The sequence below is a fragment of the Extibacter sp. GGCC_0201 genome (assembly GCF_017566055.1).
Lineage (GTDB): Bacteria > Bacillota > Clostridia > Lachnospirales > Lachnospiraceae > Extibacter.
In genome coordinates this window covers 19,883-37,586 of the sequence record NZ_JABFCH010000022.1, presented here as the reverse complement: position 1 = coordinate 37,586, position 17,704 = coordinate 19,883, and the positions used below count along the sequence as shown (strand labels likewise).

Here is a 17,704-nt window from a genome sequence, read left to right as displayed (position 1 = left end):
GTCATACTGTTTTCAATTTATGATTTTCTGTCATTTTATTTAATCCGGTGTATGTTATTAGATTAAAAATCAGAAACTGTGTTTTGTCTTACGTATGATGCTCTCCTGCATCTCCTCAGACAGTGAGATGAAGTAAGCCGACATCCCGCCGAGCCGTACACGCAGACTTTTGTGCCGCATCGGATCCTTTCTGGCATCTTCCAGCATCTGTGCGTTGACGCCTGTGATTGTCAGCATCAGGCCGCCCAAATCAAAATATGACCGGATCAGTCCCGTCATACGGCTGATTCCCTGGGGACCAGACACTTCATTCGGGTTCACCTGCATATCCAGCGGCCCGCCGATGGCGTAAGGGAGCCAGTCCAGCGTCGTTACAGACCGAATCAGCGCCGTCGGCCCGGCCTTGTCCATACCGATGACCGGAGATACGTTACTTCCTATCGGTTCCTGGGATAAGCGCCCGTCTGCAGACGCGCCTATATCATGCCCCCACTTAGCATAGAATTCAAAAGTGGCTATGCCGAGCCCTATCATGTATTTTCCTGTGCCTTCTGCCCTGAGCCGGTCTGCAATAACTTTAAAATCCTCCACCAGCCCTCTTGCAATCTCGTCGCAGTACGGCTCATCGTTGCCAAACTTCGGCACATGATTACAGATATACTGATGTAAGGCCTCATATCCTTTAAAGTTTGCTCTTGTCGCCTCTGCCAACTCTGTAAGCGTAATCCTCTGCTCTTCAAATACAAGTTTCTTAATCACTGTCAGAGAATCCACACAACCGGAGAACCCACAGAGCATGAGGGTAAAGATATCATACACAGCTCCTCCGTCCGAATACTCCCTGCCCCGCTTTATGCAGTCATCCATGAAGGCCGACAATAACGGGGAAGGTGCGATATCGCTTCTCGCTTTTGAGAACCGTATCTTATTCCTTATCTCAGTGCGTGCATTGTCTTCCAGTATACGGAGGAAGACCTTGTAAAAAGACTCATAGCCGCTATAGCTGCTCAAAGGTGGCAGCCCCTCTTTTTCCACACGGCCGCGCACTAGACTTCTGCCTTGCTGAAGCTGGTATTCCAGCATCTGCAACACCTGGTTCATACAGAAGCTAAAGCTTGTCTTTCCCGGAATAAGGGTCTCCCAGCACCCATCGTTGGAATAATTTCTGGCTTCTCTAAGAGGTATCCCCATCCGGACCAGTCCTTCTATAATCGGCTCATCATTATACAGCACCGGTTCTCCGGCTCCTTTGCGAAGAATGGACGCACACAGCTCATAGAGCTTTTGCGGGGTATTTTTATGGAAACGCACCGACATTGTCGGTGTCACCGCTTCCAGGAACTTCCACCCTTCTAATATGAGGTAGGTCAGGTCATTGGTCGCATCCACACCCTCGCCGTCCATACCACCGAGAATCATATTGATAAGCCAGTGGTTGGCAGAGGTACCGTAATTATAGCTTTCATCATTGTCGTAGGTAGCTGCGTCTTCCTGTTCCATATCCCTGCCGTTAAACTGGCTGTCCATATCTCCCAGATGCATCTCCCACTGTTCAGGCTTAAGTTGCACACGCTCGCTGAATTTGGCAAGCCAGCTTATGATAAGTTCTTCTGCCTGTTCTTCTGTTATCCGTCCGGCCGCGATATCTGCTTTATAGTAAGGGTACAGATACTGGTCCGACCTTCCGATGGGAAGGAACTCCATGGTACTATGGAAGAAGGCGAATAAGAGCCACACCGACTGCAGCGCTTCCTGAAATGTCTCAGAAGGATTTTCCGGCACCCTGGAACACACCTCCATCATCTGGAGCAGTTCTTTTTTCCTGGCCTCCTCCCTTTCCTGCTTGGCTTCCTGGCGCAGAAGTTCCACATAACGTCCTGCCAGAATTCCGACCGCATTAAGGCTGATAAGCATAGACGCATACAGATGATCCGTCTCTTCATCCAGCTCTCCGCTTCTCTCTTTTTCCCGGCGCGACTCTTCTATCTCTTCCCGCACCCCCTTAAGCCCAATCCGGAGCAGCTTTTCATAATCGGCCGGATGATGCCCTGCGACAGACTTTACCGTATATCCGCATCTGGCTGCTCTTTCCTCTTCCTCCGGAAGGGCATAGACAGGAAAACATCTTCCAAACCCTACTGAGGCCATGGTAGGAACTCCCACAATAAGCTCATCCGGACGCACAGAGACAGGCATATATTTTGCCACATGCTCTATAGCCAGAGCTTTGCGGATAATCAAAGGCTTTTTCTTTATCTCTTCCTCTGTCAGTATTGTTTCTCCTTCTCCCCACCATTCCTTTTTTTTCATAAAATCTTCATCAAATAACCGCACCTTGATTCGATCACTTCTCGTCAATCCAATCCCTCCCTTTTCTCTATGTCCTTCTTATATATTCCGCCGCCACCTATGTCTGCCGGTATCCCCTTGTTTTCTATAAGCGACCGTACAGCTTCAATCTCTTCCTCTTCCATAAGCCTGCGCCCCTCAAATGAATAGCGGCGCCCGAGGGCTCTCCACTTTTCTTCTCCCGCCTGATGGAATGGCAGAAGATGTATCTCTCTTGCTCCCACCTCTATGGCAAGCGAGCATACCTGCTCAATATTCGTCACTGTATCATTTACACCCGGTATGAGAGGAAACCGGATAATGATATGCCTGCACATTGCGCCTGCCCTCCTTATATTAGCGAGAATCTGTCTGTTAGAGACGCCAGTATACTTCTTATGTTCATTCTCATCCATATGTTTTATGTCGAAGAGAAGGCAGTCTGTCTTCCCGGCCAGTTGCACAAAGGTATCTTCGCTGCAATAACCGCATGTCTCTATGGCAGTGTGAACATTCTGCTCTCTGAGCGTATCCAGAAGACGCCCCGCAAATCTGCTCTGGTACACCGGCTCTCCGCCGCTTAAGGTGACTCCTCCTCCGGTTCGGTCATAAAATACTTTGTCCCGCTTTACGGTCTCCACAATCTCCTCCACTGTGTATCCTTTTCCTGCCATCTTTCTTGCCCGGGAAGGGCAGATTTGAGCGCACAGCCCACATTCCCGGCACTTATCCCTGTCGGTCCGGGCCCCGCAGGCGGCCTGTGCCGGGCAGGAGGCACTGCACAGGCCGCAGCCGATGCAGCCTTCCGGATAAAGCATCAGCTCTGGACGGACATGCCACGTCTCCGGATTCTGACACCACCGGCATCTGAGCGGACAGCCTTTGAAAAAGATTAAGGTGCGTATGCCCGGTCCGTCATGAACGCTGTAGCGCTGGATATCTGTAATTATTCCCGTAAATGGTCTGTCTGCTTCCATCTCTATCATCCTTTACAATACACCTTTTAGCACAAAGTTCTTTTCCTGTACCATCTCGTCCAGCGTATAAGAGATTCCTTCCCGCCCGATACCACTCTTTTTATAACCGCCGAAGGCAAGTTCCACCGTACGGTAATCTGTCCCGCCGTTCATCACGACGCTGCCGCTCTTCAGCTTGTCCGCCATCTGAATCGCCCGCTTTATATCCCGGCTGAAAACAGCCCCGCTTAGGCCATAGGAAGACTGATTGGCAATCTCAAGCGCTTCCTCATCCTTATCAAAAGTTATGATTGGAAAGACAGGGCCGAAAATCTCCATATCTTTTGCCACATCCATCTCAGGCGTAACCTCTCTTAGAATCGTCGGCTCAAAAAACGCCCTGTCCAGTCGATTGCCTCCCCAGGTACAGACCGCCCCCTGGCTTATCGTGCGCTGTACCTGATTACTGACCGCATCTGCAGCCTCCTGTCCAATCAATGCTCCCATCTGTGTACTACGTTTCAGCGGGTCTCCGACCACTATCCGGTTTAATGCTTCTTTAAGCTTTCCTTCAAACTCATCTGCCAAGGTATGATGTACGAGAAACCGTTTGCTGCCGCAGCATACTTGTCCGGCATTCAGCGTCCTGCTTAAGATGGCTTCTTCCACAGCCAGGTCCACGTCTGCGTCATCCAGCATAATGAATGCGTCATTGGCTCCAAGCTCCAGGAATACTCTCGTCAGATTCCTGGCTGCCCGTTCATAAATCCGAAGTCCTGCTGCCGTACTGCCTGTCATAGAAATTGCCTGGATACCAGGATGCCCTGCCAGCACATCACCCACATCAGAACCACGGCCTGTCACTACCTGTACTACTTCTTGGGGCACTCCCGCTTCATGGAGCAGGTCTGTCAATTTCATCAGCGTAAGAGGTGAGGTGGTGGCAGGCTTCAGGATAACCGAATTACCCGCGGCCAATGCCGGTATGACTTTATGGCCGAACATGGCTATCGGGAAATTAAACGGTATGATACAGACAAAGATGCCTAACGGCTCTTTTCTCGTAAAGGTGATATCGTGAAGCCCTCCTCCTTCCCCGCTGCCTTCCGGCATCGTCCGGCCATACATATGATTCGCACGCTCACAGTAGCCTTTAGTAAGCATCTTCAGTGCTCCAAACTCACCCTCGGCCTCTGTGACAGGCTTTCCATTTTCCAGTACGAGAAGTCTCGCAAGTTCTGGTATCTTTGGCGTAAAAAGCCGGATAAATTCTTCCAGTATACAGCTTCTTTCATACTGCGGCAAAGCCGACCATTTCAAAAATCCCCTGCCTGCCTCCTCTACCGCACGGTCCGCCTCCGTCTTCGTCATGGCAGGAATATAGTCTACTACTTCACCATTTACCGGATTAGTGACCGGTATACCACCTTCCACTACCTTATTGCATCTGTTCATCATTTCCCTCCTTTGTTTGACTGAAATAATCACTTAGTATATAATAATTTTAATATCTGACTCAATATCAGGAGATGGTAATTAATGGAAAATAATATAGATACAGATATTAAAAATCTGAAAAATTACATCGATAACCCGGATACTCCGAACCTTCTGTTCAAAGGTCCACACGTCGTCATGTCCGGTTACCTTCGCAACGACCCCGCATGGTCAAGCAAGTTCCACAAACATGATTCAGCAGAAATAATATTCTGTACGGAAGGCGCCGGCTATTCCATCATCAAGGATGTAAAGTACGAACTATATCCCGGCAGACTGATTCTGTGCAATCCGCTCACCGTACACCGAGAAGCGTCAGATCCGGAAAATCCACTGCACTTTTTCTTCGTGGGTCTGTCCGGTTTCCAGATTCCCACGCTCATTGAGAACGTGCTTATCCCAGATGATATCTGCCCTGTTCAGGATGCCGGTGAATACTACCGCCAGTTTGAACTATATTTCATGGAACTCGTTCATGAGACGATTGCCCGTAGGCTTCACTATAAAAATATATCTGCCTCCCTTGCCTCCTGCATCCTAGCTCTTATGCTCCGGCTTCTGAACAATCAGCTGCAGAATATAAACTCCACATCCAGGCACAGCATGCGAATCAAAGACTATATCGACAAGAACTATACTTCCGATATCAATCTGGAACGCCTGTCCGATGCCATATATATAAGCCAGAATTATATCTCTCATATATTCAAAGAAGAGATGGGTATATCCCCCATGAAATATGTCATCAACAAACGTATCTCTCATGCAAAGCATCTGTTGTCTTCGACCTCCATGTCCGTGTCAGAAATTGCCGCCGAGTCCGGATATGAAGACCCTATCTATTTCAGCCAGATATTCAAGAAGATTACAGGGTGTTCGCCGAAAAAATACCGGGTTGAACATGGCTCGCTACCGTCTGATTAAGAATGTTATTCTTATGTAGTTTTGTTAATACAATTATATGAAATATGAATTTAAGGCAACATAGTATATTTTGTGATATACTTAATATTTTCTGTTATCTGTAGTTTAAAGTAAAAAAGGCAGATTTCCCTGTACTGGAAAATCTGCTTGTTCTGCTACAACGTATTCTTAATATAAATGTATCCGAATCACGATGCACTTTTTATTCATATACGTTCCTTAAATACACAGCAGGAGGAAGCACTTATTCTTTCTAACACACCTCGCACTGCCCCCGGCCCTACCATCATCTCCTTATAATACTCTATTACCTTTTCTGCCATTCCAGCTTCATAAAGATTTACCCCGAATATTTTATCATCCTCCAGCAGCGTCTTTAGTCGTTCTTCCTCTTCCGCTCCCAACTGCTTGCCCAGATGAAGGCCGGATATCCTTTCCTGAAGCATGTCCAGCAGAGGATCTGGGCTCAGCTCAAACGGCTGTCCGCAATCATCAATTCCGATGAGGTATCTCAGCCAGCCTGCGAACACAAGCGGAATGCTTTTTAAGTCGCGTATATTGAGCATATCAGACTCCAAGTAAGCTTTTATCGTCTCACCAAAACGGACTGCCAGCTTCTGGGATGTATCCGTGGCAATTCTCTGGGGCGTGTCCGGCATAAATGGATTTGGAAAACGGATATTAATGACGGAATCAAGGAATTCGGCAGGGTTGATAATACCTGGATGTTCTGCTGCCGGAAGCCCTTCCCGGTATCCGATGTCACATATGAGATTATGAAGTTCCCTGTCTTTCATCTCATCAGATATCCTGTCGTATCCGAGAAGGCAGCCGAACACTGCCAGTGCCGTATGCAGCGGGTTCAGGCACGTACACACTTTCATCCTCTCTGACTTTTCCACCGTCGCACGCCCTGCAAAATATATGCCCTCCCCTTCCAGCCTGGCTCTCCCGTTCGGGAAACAATCTTCAATCACAAGGTATCCGCTTTCTTCTGCATTTACAAAGGGGGCAGCATAACTATGCATCGACATGGCAAAAGGCGTCATCTCCTCCACACCATCTTTTTCCAGCATCTTTCCTATGGAAGCATCGGGACGCGGCGTTATCTTATCTATCATCGTCCACGGGAACGACACCCTGGCGGGATTATTGATATATTCCAGAAATCCGGGGGCTGCCAGGCCCCGCTCTGTCCATTCCACTACATATTCATTTACAGCCTGTTGCAGCTTTTCTCCGTTTCGGGAACAGTTGTCCATACTTACAAGTGCTATAGGTTTTTCTCCTGATTGAAAACGTGTATAAAGAAGAGAGACTATTTTGCCGATATAGCTGTCTGCCTTTTCAGGCCCGACGCGGAAGTCTTCTGCCACATCCGGAATATAATCACCCTTTTCATCAGTAAGGCAGTATCCTTTTTCCGTAATCGTAAAACTGGCCATCTGGAGAGAATCCTTCTCGAAGATCGATTTCAGGCGCCTGAAATCCATACCGTTATCCGTGTCCAGAGTCAGCGATTCCGCAATGCTTCCTATCACCGTCTTTTCAATACTGCCGTCTGCTTTTAATGTTACAAGTATCGTATAATCATCGTGGGCACGGTATACTCTGTCAATCATCTCATAATTGTATCCTGCCGCTACTATCAGTCCCCTGTCCAGCAAGCCTTTGTTGAGCAGCTTCTGTACTGCATGTGCCAGGAAAGCTCTGAATATATTTCCAGCTCCGAAATGTATCCAGTAAGGATTCTCCTTCGTCCTCTCCTTCATCTGTCCCCGGTCATACTCCGGTACATCATATCCTGCTTCTTTCCACCAGCCACTGTTCAGCAGTCCCTGCTGATCAAGTCTCATATTATCTGTCCCCTTTCCCAAATGCTTCCTGTAATCGTTTCCTTTATCATAAAAAAAGTTCTGCCTTTTTGACATTGGCAGAATTGGTATATACATTGTAAAAGTTGCGCTTTTATGATATTGTGAAGTCGAAAGGGTACCCTTGTCAACAGGGGAGGCAGATATGAAGAAATGTTTACAGACTCCATTTGGCGCACGCCAGTACATGGTCTCAAAGGATTTTGAAATCTATTATTATAACGACACGGCATTGTCCAAAATGAACGGGCATGCCCATGACTATTATGAATTCTATTTCTTTCTCGAGGGTGATGTCAGCATCAAGGCCGGCAGCGATACGTATCCCGTGAAGTCCGGTGATATGATGCTCATCCCTCCTCATGTCTTCCACCGGCCGGTGATACACAGTCTGGAGGCACCTTACCGCCGTATTGTATTCTGGCTCAGCAAAGAATACTGCACGCATCTTGAGCAGATTTCACCGGATTACTTGTACGCGATGCACCTCGTACAGTCTGGGAAGGATTGTCTTTTTCACAATGACAGAATCACTTTCAATACGATTCAGTCTAAAGTACTTCGTCTTATGGAAGAAATACATTCTTCCCATTATGCCAGGGAAGAACAGATCCGGCTCTGCGTGAACGACCTTGTGCTGTACCTTAACCGGATTATATATGAACAGAGCAGTCCTGCAAAGAATACTCCTCTGCTCCCCTTATACGAAAGTGTCACACAGTTTATCGAGGAGCACCTGGACGAAGAGTTGTCACTCAGGAGACTTTCGCAAGAATTTTACACAGGCAAATACCACATAGCACATGTGTTTAAAGAGAACACCGGCATGTCTATCCATCAGTATATCACTAAAAAAAGAGTGGAAGCATGCCGTACTGCCATTCTTGGTGGCACAGGCATCACCGAGGCAAGCGGGATGTTCGGCTTCAATGACTATTCCAGCTTCTACCGTGCATTCAAAAAAGAATATGGGGTTTCTCCGAGCCAATTCCGCAGCCTTACCACCCAAGCAGCTGGCGCAGCACCTTTGTCCTCTCACGGCCGACCGGCAGAACCTCCTGAGCAGCCCCCTGCATCTTAAGCCCGAAGCTGTTGTTGCCCCACGGAAACACTTCCCGCACTTTATCCAGATTGATCAGGTAGCTTTTATGGCAGCGGAAGAAACGGTCCCCTTCCAGCCGCTTTTCAAATTCCCCGATACTTTTCCCGTCATAGTATCCATGTTCAGCTGTATGTATCATGCATCCTCTGTTATGCGTCTCGATATAGATGATGTCATCTATATCTTCAAATATCGTCTTTCCCTCGTTGCTGATTGCAATCTTGCCGGGACGTGTCTTTACGGCCTGTCCCTGATGGCCGGCGGGCGGACGCTGGCTCTGCATCCTCTCCAGCACTTTTTTGAGCCTTCCTTTGTCGTAAGGCTTCAGGATATAATCCTCAACTCCGAGTTCAAATGCGGTCACCGCATATTCGGAATAAGCCGTGACAAAGATTATCTTTGCATCCCGCTGCATGTTTTTCAGCGCATTCACAAGAACCGTCCCATTTATATCCCCAAGATTGATATCTAGAAAAAATATGTCGTACTTCCCGGCACCCGCTAGTTCCAGCGCCGCAGCACCGGAATCGCCTTCCTCTATCACCGCGTCCGGCACGAGTTCCCTGAGCTGGTGTCTCAGCTCGCTTCTAGCAGGCCTCTCGTCATCTATCACCGCTATCCTTACCGCCATACTTATCTTCCTTTCTTGAAACAGAGCTGTACGCAGCTTCCGTCGCCGGAACTTGTTATATAGATTCCGCAATCTTCTCCATACGTGCTCTTCATCCTTTTGTACACGTTGCTGAGACCGATGCTGCTGCCGACAGTCCCGCCTTCTTCCAGCATTTCCACGACTTCGTCAGGAAACCCCTTTCCTTTGTCGCTGATCTCCACGGCATATCCCTCTTCCGTCTCCCGCACGCTTATATTTACGATCCGTTTTCCTTCCCGGTTTATCCCATATTTTACAGCATTCTCTACGACAGGCTGCAGTATTAACGTCGGAATCATGATATCCATCTGCTCCGGCACGTCGTATGTCACAGTCAGCTTGTCCTCAAACCTGCCTTTTTCCAGTTCAAGGTAATCTTTTACATGGTTGATTTCTTCCTCCATGGGCACCATGTCAGCGCCCCCGGCAAGATTATAGCGGAAGTAGTTGGCAAGAATCACGAGAAGCTCCCTGGCACGTCCGGCATTCTCCCTGCACACGCACGATATCGTATTCAACGCATTGAAGAGGAAATGGGGATTGACCTGGAACTGAAGCGCTTTGAGCTCCGCCTGCTGCCGCATAATCTCCTGGTGCTCCAGCTCAGCCATGGCAATCTGGAACGAGCCTAGCGTAACAAGATGCTGCAGAAGTTCCAGCTCACTTTTACGGAAGACCCATCTCTTCTTCATCCATACGATTAGACACCCGACAGATTTCCCTTTTATGACAAAGGGTGCAGCAGCCATGGAATACTCCTTCATCCACTCGTACCATGAGCTGCTTCTTGGCACATTGTACATCGTGGACAGGCCGCCGGTCTGCATGGCGTATTTTCCGACCCTTGGAATGCTTGTCAGGTCCGGCTGGTACTCGATTCCCTCCTGCTGCCATTCCAGAATGACCGTCCTGTCCGTAATCATGACCCCCATCCAGTCCGTCTCCCTCAATATCGCGGATGCCAGCTCGTGCATATTATCCCCTTTGCTTATCCCGTAACGCAGCAGCGGCAGGCACTTCTGCGTCAGTTCCGAAGCCTGCTGTAGCTGGCGGCTGCTTTCGATGTCCTGCTGGATGAATACATTGTTAAAGCTGGATATGAATATGAGGATACCGATGGAGTTCAATACGATCATAGGCACCGCTATCTCCAGAACCGTACTCAACGCATCTTCAAAAGGGCTTGCCAGACGCAACAGAGCTATCATGTCACAGAACTCCGCAAAGCAGGCGAGAAGGAAGAGATCCCTGTATTTCCATTTTCCTCTCTGGAAATAAGGGTAGAACCCACCTCCGAGCAGTCCGAACAGTACCGTGGAAAATGCGGATGCCATGGCAAACATCTGAGGTTCCGAGAAAAAGTAGACGTACACCGCCCCGATAAGGGAGGCATACAAGCCTACGATCGGGCCCCCCAGGATGCCGGAAGTCATGGCGCCTATCACACGCGTATTCAGGTTATATGAGCCGATATCTATGCTCGTATAGGTAGACAGGATGATGATGCCGCCGAACATAAGGGCCAGAAGTACCTGGCTTTTCAAGCTGCGGCGTTCCTGCTGGATAATATTCTGGATGATTTTAAGTTTGGAGAGCAGATTTGCCACGAGAACCAGAAGGCCAATATTCAGTATGAGCTGGAATATCAAATTATCTGACTGCATATGCGACGCTCTCTTTCCGGCCCTCAGGACCTATATCGGATGCCTTCTCCGGCATCCTTTCCTGTATCCCATCATAACACAGGCCCCCGGCACATCGCAAGGATATGCCGGGGGCCTGCTTAAGCTTTGTATGATTTTTCTGCGTACGTCGTATATGAGATAATCAATTTTTAATATGTAACTTCCTTAACACCATTGTATACGTCCCGGTCGAGCTCACCGAGCTTGCTGGCAACGAGCATGCCGACCATGACATCCACGTCTACGTTCATCAGCGTCCGGAACATGCCTGAGAACCAGTCGATTCCTATCAGTATGGCAATGCTCTCAAGCGGCAGTCCCAGTGATGACGCGAGGAACGTATAGACGATGACCGAACCTCCCGGAACCACTATCGTACCCATGCACATGAGGCAGGATAGCAGTATCGCCATGCCCATCTGATAGACGGTAAGGTCCACGCCCGTGGACTGGGCCATGAAGAAGATGGCGACCACATAGCACATGGCAGCGCCGCAACTGTTCATGGACATCGTAATCGGTCCCGTAAAGTCTGCAACCTTGCGGCTGACGCCAAACTTCGTCACCGCGTCTTCCATCTTGGTCGGAAGACAGATGGCGCCGGACGTGGTCGTCACGGCCATCATGGACATCTTTGCGAACTTCTTCGGCATCTTCGCCGGATTCACCTTGCACAGCGTGGCCGTCAGCGGTCCATAGATAAGGAACTGGACCACATCTCCTATAAACAGCACGCCGAGGAACTTGAGCATCGGTATGATAACCTTGAAGCCGGTAGAGCCTGCCACATCTGCCAGCAGACAGAAGATACCTATCGGGGCGATATGCATGACTGTCTTGATGATATTGGTGATAATCGCATTCAGGCCGGTCACCCAGTCTGCCATATTGCGGTTACCGCTCTGGCGTGTATAGGCTCCCATGGCCACACCGAAGAACAGTGCAAATACGATACACGGTACCATGGCGCTGTCCGCCATGGATCCGATGATATTGGTAGACACGAACCCTAACACCGTATCCTGTAGGGATGTCGATTCGACGGTGGCATTCGCTATCTCTTCCGCATTTGCTATCTGTATACCCACGCCGGGCTGGATCAGCATGGACAATGCTATGCCCAATCCGGCTGAAATGACTGTAAACAATATGATCCACTTGAATGTATGGAATCCCATCTTCCCTACATCCTGTCCATCACCACTTCCCACGGCTGCCGCTACTGCAGACATGACAAGCAGGATGACGGACATCTGGATCAGACGTATGAATATGTCGCCTACGAACTTTATATTGGAGGCCCACGGCCCGACCAGCGCACCGAATATGATGCCACCGATCGTGGCAATCAATATCTGTGTCGTGAGTGATATTGAAAATCTTTTCTTCTTTTCCACTTTCATTCCTCTTTTCTCATTTTCTCATACTCTCGTCTTCCGGCCGGACAGCTTTTATATACTTATATCATATAAGAAAAAAGGAATACATCAATAGCTTTTGCCTGAAATGTCAGATTTTGTGCTTTAAACGACAGTTTCTCTGTATAAACCGGAAGGAGCTGTATGCGCAAGCAGACAGCCCTCTACCGGTTCGTGCAGTATTTTCCGTAGTTGAAGTTTACTAACTCTTTTACCATCACATATTCACCCTTCGTGTCTCTCTCATCGCTAAAGGCGAAGCCAAACTGCTCGTAAAGAGAGATGGCCGCTTTATTTTCCCGGATGACGCTCAAGTATATCTTATCCCTGTCCGGATATTCACGGTACAGTCGGTGAAGCAGATCTGACATGGCAGCCTTCCCGTACCCTTTTCCCTGGCACCGGGCATCTATGAGCAGACGGTCGAGCCAGAGCCTTCCATCTGGCGGATATTCCGGCAGAAAATATCCGTACATGGCAAATCCGACTATATTATCTTTATCATATATGGCCACAGGCCTCCAGCGGCAGTCGTCGCAAGCCTCTTCCAGGCATTGGGACACAGGCTCTATATACCCTTCCTGCCCCTTTGCCGTCCTAAGTGCAAGCACATCCTGACGCAGCGCGTCCGTAACCGCTTCATAGTGAAGCTTCATAATACTTCCTCCTGACTTGGCTGGTACCGCTTTTCTAATTGACTCTACTGCTTCATAATCTCTTATTTCTTCATTTCCAATAATCATTTATACCTCTCCCTTTTTGCTGCCATTTATTATTAAAAAATCATATGATTTTTCTCTCGAATGCTTTTACCCCGGGGTACCTGCAATAAGACACATTGCAACGGGCACAGTCAAAATCCCTGCATACCGGATAGAATTTGGTAAATACTCTGGTGGAATCTTTCAGTTCTTCATCTACCTGCTCCACCAGCTTGTGCCGGCAGACGGTCCTCAGTATTTCAAGTGTCTTCTCCCGGGAGTATCCCTGTCTTCTTGCAGACAAATACTTCTTAATCGTCTTGACATGCTCCACTTCCTCCGGCAGCACCTTGCAGGCAGACAGCGCCTTTTCAGCCTTTTCATAGTCCTCCAGATAATAATAGCATACGAACAGCAAAAACTCCACCTCATTGAACGTATAAAAATGGTGGTCAAAAGGCAGCTTATAGATGCTGCTGATAGTATTCTCCATCAGTGCATGGTGCTTGATTTGAATAAGCCGGATGATATCATTAACCTTTTCCCTTGTCATTTGTTCCAGTTCTATCATGCTCTTCATAACATCTCTGGACAGTTTCATTTCTTTAAGATAGAGCAGGTCACAGCATCTTATCTCGCTGGCTCCTGCTGCAACAACGTATACCGCCGGAAATCCCAGATTAGAATTGTCTCTGATATAGACCTCATGGCCTTGCTGTACCAGAATGTCGACCATAATTTCAGCAAGCTCCTGGTTATCATACCGGGTTCCATAATCCCAGTCCGTGAACGTATAAGACTTGGTTTCCCCTAATATCTCGCAGGGATAGGCGCCATTGCCGATTTTCTTCGTATCAAGAAGGTTCGAGCGGTTTCGGCATACTTGAGGATCAAAGGACAGCCAGCTGGAACCAGTGAACTGCTTCATATCCCGCCCCTGAAAAGCCTCTGTCAATGTCCGTTCCAGGGCGATTCCCATATTCGGATGTGAACCGAACCGTATTCCCAGCGTCTGATTTTCTTTGTCAACCATAAAGCATGCAGCCACCGGATAGGCTCCGCCCAGGGAACAGTCTTTTAAGTACACCTCATATATTCCCGTCCCCTTGATTTCATCCAGGATTTTCCGGACATGGGGATACCGTGCCAATATATCCGCAGGAATATCCGGCGGCGTAATCCCTTCTGTCATAATCCTTGTCTGGACGACACGCTCAAGTATCTCGCTGACCGCCTGTACGATGGCCTCTTCCAGGGTATTTCCTGCCGCCATACCATTACTGTGGGTAAACAGTTTAGCGAACAGGGAGGGAACCTTTTCATAACTGCCCGCCTGAACATGATAAAAGTCCTGATATTCATAGTTGCCGCCAAGGAATCTTTTCACAAGCTGCCGGTTAAAAAAATGGTTCGGTATACCCGAATTTTCCAAAATATAGTCCATCATCCAGGAGGCATAGCTTCCTTCCCGATCAAAATCTTCTTCTATATTATGTACCGGAAACATGCGCCTTTTGTACCGTTCCATTAAGCCTTCTCTGTCACAGGCATGTATTGAATATGGAAATCCCCGGTTCTCAAGACGCTCCATAAATTCTGCATAGGCGCTTGCCATGCAGTATTCTCTTGTAATTCCCTTGCCGTTCGTTCCATATACAGCGGACATCTCGCCTTGTACTGTAACACGGGAACTGTAGCAGCTCTCCATAACATCTGCCGTAAATACATGCTCCGTCTCAATATCCATTCTTTTCAGTATCTCCTGAATCCTGTCCACGGTTTGTTCCGGCCGGCATTCTTTACCCTGTTGGTTCCAGATCTCTTTCATACCAGGTTCCCTCCCTAAAGTCTATCTCTGTTACAAGGCAGCCAGCATTGCCACGAACATCGTAGACAACGTACCCTCTACCTCCGCTTCCCCACGGTTTACATCCACGCTTCCGACAATCGTCTTTATATCGGCATCCGTCATTTTCATCTGCTGGTCATGCAGCCTCTTCACTTCTTCCATAAACTCATCATAACCGGCACTAAGTCCCAGTTCCTGCGCTGCTTTATATACCTCCTCCGGTGTTTTACAGCTCTTGAATTTTTCATAGATGTTTTTGTCGAATGTCTCCATCTTCTTCATAAATTCCTGCATTGTCATCGTTCTTTTCTCCTTTCTGTGAAGCTTTTTATTGTGAATCTTTAAATATCTTTGGCAGGCTTGCAGCATCCAATATACATTTCAGACTATACAGAATCCCTCCTTCCCCGTATAAGAATGAGCCTGCCCGCATATCTTTTGAACGTAACGGGTAAGTCCCTTCACGTTCCATACGCTCTGACATCGCAGCGGCAATCTTCACAGCCCTGTCTCTTAAGTCCTGCCTGTCCGCTCTATGTGCACGTTCTGCCAACCGATAGGCGGCACCTGCATTTCCGCAAAACAGACTGTCATTCTGACAGAGCCTGTCCGTTATTGCAGGCGGGTGGCAGATATCTTCAAATGCGGGTGCACCGCTTGTCTTAAGTATCTGTTCCATGCTTTTTATTCGCAACCGGACACGCTCTGTCACCATGTCTTCCGGCAGAGCATATAGGCCGGACAGCAGCCCCTGCTCACCATAGCGCCAGGAATCGTTCCAGGGATTTTTCACACATTCACTGTCCATTACCTCTTGAAGCACCCGCTCACATAGTTCTCCAGCCATTGTAATTCGTGTCTTTCGGTAAAGGCTCCCCAACACATATATCAGCCCTCCCACCCCCTCCAGAAATCCCCGCTCCATCGCGGCAGACGGCACCTCCTGTATCTGCTGCTTCAGCCGATTCAGGAACAAAATGAACAACTCGTTTTGCCGGCTTCGGTCCATACAGTCCTCCCAGCAGAGGTTCACCAGTATCCATCCCGGTATGCTTTCCAGGAAATAGCAATTAAGGCCGGCATCGTAATAATGTAATGATTTTCGTTCCACGACAAGGACCTTGCCACCCGTGCCGCTTACTAGCCCTTCTTTTATTCTGGCATTCCAATATTCCAACAGAGAGATTGCAGTTCTTTCGATGATGCTTATGGATTCACCAGAATCGGCCGTCATACCCGCTTTTGAAAAGCAGCTGGCTCCGCTCATGGCTGTCCGGTGATCCAGCCATCGCCTGATATCTTCTTTTCTTTTTACAAGATCTGCTTCGCACAGGTGCGAACATCGCATAAGAAGGTCCTGACTGTTCACTTTCTTTGAAAATAACGGTATCTGCAAGTGGTAAAGGACATCTTTTTCCGAATCACTGCACTCTTTATTCTGCAGCAGCGCCTCCTGAAACGCTTCGTGAGAACGCAGATGTCCCCTTGTTCTCAACAGCCTCAGTACATTGTAGTAATACGAGGTAGACTTTAAGATATGCCGGGCCGTACAGCCTTCCCACACGCTCAACAGCGCTTTTCTTTTCGTGATATCCATGTGAAGGAGCAGCCGGTAAGCCTGTTCAAACCCATCCGCTACTTCTTCGGCAAACGCTCTTGCACTGAGGCATTCCCCGGCATACAGGGGCAGATTTTTCCCGGCGGCCTCCCCGGATGTCAAGGCATCGTGTCCTCCATAATAGCCTTTTTCTTTTAGCAGCCAGGGAAACATACACGTATCTTCCAGATGCAGCCGGCTCTCCACCTGGTTCCCTGCCCCGGCTATGGTCTCTGTATCCACTATGACCGGACATGCGCCGTGGGCTATCACATTTTCATAATGAATATCCCGTCCGCCCAATGCATAGATAAGCCCAGACATAAAGCCCATACGCTCAAAATACTCTCTGACATCTTCTTCGCTGTCTGCCGGAACCCGGGATATATATTCTGCAAACCCATAGTCTCCGCAGTCCAGAACCCGTGGAACATAAAAGTTTCGACACGTATTAGATGCGGCATCCTGTAGAAATGTATGCCATGCCAGGTCTGTCTGCATACTTCTTGGCTTATAGATAAGCTTACCTCCATGGCTGTAGGTGATTACATGGGCACTCTTGTGGCCGCTGTGATAATCCGAACATCCGGCGCCTATTTCCTGAACACGCCCCTGAATCCCCCGAAAAAAATAGTCTGCAATTTCTTTCTGATGCTGATATAATACCCTTACAATTTCACAGATATGTTCCTTAAGATCTGTGGCCACTTCATCCATTATGCGGTTCAGCACCGGATATTCCCGGGTCATCTCTTTCCACAGTCCACCCCTCAGTATTAATTCTTCTTCCCTGCTTTTCAGCCATTTTGTCGCATCCCCATACCGCACATTATGCTTCTCCATAATCGCAAAAAGGATGTCCTTTCCCCAGAAATCGACTGCATCCATAAACTCGCCGCGAAATGGATGCAGCACTCCCTTTTCAACAATACATAGGTACGGTTCCAGGTCACATGCGCACGACCTCTTAAACAAGCGGAAATAGTATTCCAGGTATCCTTCTTTCACCGTAATACGGTAACTGTCGTTAAAATAGAATTGTTCCCTGCTCTCCATTTCATCCTTCCTTGCCGGTTTTCTCGTTACGAATAATTCCAACTTTTCATTTGTCCAAATCTTCT

The 17,704-nt window shown here is 48.3% G+C and carries 13 protein-coding genes; 2 read left to right on the top strand and 11 right to left on the bottom strand.

Going from position 1 to position 17,704, the window contains the following annotated elements; translation table 11 throughout:
• Positions 1-69: 69 nt before the first annotated feature.
• The 3 genes from HJV72_RS14250 to HJV72_RS14240 are packed head-to-tail and all read right to left on the bottom strand — an operon-like array spanning position 70 to position 4,739.
• Positions 70-2,358: a pyruvate formate lyase family protein gene (locus HJV72_RS14250; protein ID WP_208071893.1), complete on the bottom strand. Its 2,289-nt coding sequence runs from the start codon at positions 2,356-2,358 to the stop codon at positions 70-72.
• A complete protein-coding gene (locus HJV72_RS14245) occupies positions 2,355-3,305 on the bottom strand; it encodes a glycyl-radical enzyme activating protein (RefSeq protein WP_208071890.1) in 951 nt (316 codons plus the stop codon). Before HJV72_RS14245 ends, HJV72_RS14250 begins: the two co-directional genes overlap by 4 nt.
• A gap of 12 nt (positions 3,306-3,317) precedes the next feature.
• Positions 3,318-4,739, bottom strand: coding sequence for an aldehyde dehydrogenase family protein (locus HJV72_RS14240; RefSeq protein WP_243765653.1), 1,422 nt, complete (start codon positions 4,737-4,739; stop codon positions 3,318-3,320).
• 84 nt (positions 4,740-4,823) lie between these two features.
• Here HJV72_RS14240 and HJV72_RS14235 point away from each other — a divergent pair, with 84 nt between their 5' ends.
• A complete protein-coding gene (locus tag HJV72_RS14235) occupies positions 4,824-5,705 on the top strand; it encodes an AraC family transcriptional regulator (RefSeq protein ID WP_208071886.1) in 882 nt (293 codons plus the stop codon).
• Between the two features lie 206 nt (positions 5,706-5,911).
• Here HJV72_RS14235 and HJV72_RS14230 read toward each other — a convergent pair whose 3' ends face one another.
• Positions 5,912-7,561 carry a mannitol dehydrogenase family protein gene (locus tag HJV72_RS14230; protein WP_208071884.1) on the bottom strand — a complete coding sequence of 550 codons (1,650 nt, stop codon included), beginning with the start codon at positions 7,559-7,561 and terminating at the stop codon, positions 5,912-5,914.
• 163 nt (positions 7,562-7,724) lie between these two features.
• On the opposite strand from HJV72_RS14230, the gene HJV72_RS14225 reads away from it, so the two are divergent.
• On the top strand, positions 7,725-8,660 hold the full coding sequence (locus tag HJV72_RS14225) for an AraC family transcriptional regulator (protein ID WP_208071882.1): 936 nt from the start codon (positions 7,725-7,727) through the stop codon (positions 8,658-8,660).
• On the opposite strand, the gene HJV72_RS14220 is transcribed toward HJV72_RS14225, so the two are convergent.
• From HJV72_RS14220 to HJV72_RS14190, 7 genes are all read right to left on the bottom strand, one after another.
• A complete protein-coding gene (locus HJV72_RS14220; protein ID WP_208071880.1) occupies positions 8,578-9,312 on the bottom strand; it encodes a LytR/AlgR family response regulator transcription factor in 735 nt (244 codons plus the stop codon). The two genes, HJV72_RS14225 and HJV72_RS14220, sit on opposite strands and share 83 nt — an antisense overlap.
• A 2-nt stretch (positions 9,313-9,314) precedes the next feature.
• Complete coding sequence (locus HJV72_RS14215) at positions 9,315-10,997, bottom strand: LytS/YhcK type 5TM receptor domain-containing protein (protein ID WP_243765652.1); 1,683 nt, start codon at positions 10,995-10,997, stop codon at positions 9,315-9,317.
• 170 nt (positions 10,998-11,167) lie between these two features.
• Positions 11,168-12,421, bottom strand: a complete 1,254-nt coding sequence (locus tag HJV72_RS14210; RefSeq protein WP_243765651.1) for a dicarboxylate/amino acid:cation symporter — start codon at positions 12,419-12,421, stop codon at positions 11,168-11,170.
• Between the two features lie 179 nt (positions 12,422-12,600).
• Positions 12,601-13,092, bottom strand: a complete 492-nt coding sequence (locus HJV72_RS14205; RefSeq protein WP_208071953.1) for a GNAT family N-acetyltransferase — start codon at positions 13,090-13,092, stop codon at positions 12,601-12,603.
• A gap of 127 nt (positions 13,093-13,219) precedes the next feature.
• A complete protein-coding gene (locus HJV72_RS14200) occupies positions 13,220-14,965 on the bottom strand; it encodes a YcaO-like family protein (RefSeq protein ID WP_208071876.1) in 1,746 nt (581 codons plus the stop codon).
• Between the two features lie 30 nt (positions 14,966-14,995).
• The gene (locus HJV72_RS14195) at positions 14,996-15,286 is read right to left on the bottom strand and encodes a Nif11-like leader peptide family natural product precursor (protein WP_208071874.1); all 291 of its coding nucleotides are present in this window, start codon (positions 15,284-15,286) and stop codon (positions 14,996-14,998) included.
• A 28-nt stretch (positions 15,287-15,314) separates the two neighbouring features.
• On the bottom strand, positions 15,315-17,681 hold the full coding sequence (locus tag HJV72_RS14190) for a DUF4135 domain-containing protein (protein ID WP_208071872.1): 2,367 nt from the start codon (positions 17,679-17,681) through the stop codon (positions 15,315-15,317).
• Positions 17,682-17,704: the final 23 nt, after the last annotated feature.

What these genes read in the sequence shown, in the direction of transcription:
- HJV72_RS14245 (WP_208071890.1), bottom strand. Translation starts at nt 3,305, where the DNA reads ATGGAAGCAGACAGACCATTTACGGGAATAATTACAGATATCCAGCGC.
- HJV72_RS14240 (WP_243765653.1), bottom strand. Translation starts at nt 4,739, where the DNA reads ATGAACAGATGCAATAAGGTAGTGGAAGGTGGTATACCGGTCACTAAT.
- HJV72_RS14235 (WP_208071886.1), top strand. Translation starts at nt 4,824, where the DNA reads ATGGAAAATAATATAGATACAGATATTAAAAATCTGAAAAATTACATC.
- HJV72_RS14230 (WP_208071884.1), bottom strand. Translation starts at nt 7,561, where the DNA reads ATGAGACTTGATCAGCAGGGACTGCTGAACAGTGGCTGGTGGAAAGAA.
- HJV72_RS14225 (WP_208071882.1), top strand. Translation starts at nt 7,725, where the DNA reads ATGAAGAAATGTTTACAGACTCCATTTGGCGCACGCCAGTACATGGTC.
- HJV72_RS14220 (WP_208071880.1), bottom strand. Translation starts at nt 9,312, where the DNA reads ATGGCGGTAAGGATAGCGGTGATAGATGACGAGAGGCCTGCTAGAAGC.
- HJV72_RS14215 (WP_243765652.1), bottom strand. Translation starts at nt 10,997, where the DNA reads ATGCAGTCAGATAATTTGATATTCCAGCTCATACTGAATATTGGCCTT.
- HJV72_RS14210 (WP_243765651.1), bottom strand. Translation starts at nt 12,421, where the DNA reads ATGAAAGTGGAAAAGAAGAAAAGATTTTCAATATCACTCACGACACAG.
- HJV72_RS14205 (WP_208071953.1), bottom strand. Translation starts at nt 13,092, where the DNA reads ATGAAGCTTCACTATGAAGCGGTTACGGACGCGCTGCGTCAGGATGTG.
- HJV72_RS14200 (WP_208071876.1), bottom strand. Translation starts at nt 14,965, where the DNA reads ATGAAAGAGATCTGGAACCAACAGGGTAAAGAATGCCGGCCGGAACAA.
- HJV72_RS14195 (WP_208071874.1), bottom strand. Translation starts at nt 15,286, where the DNA reads ATGACAATGCAGGAATTTATGAAGAAGATGGAGACATTCGACAAAAAC.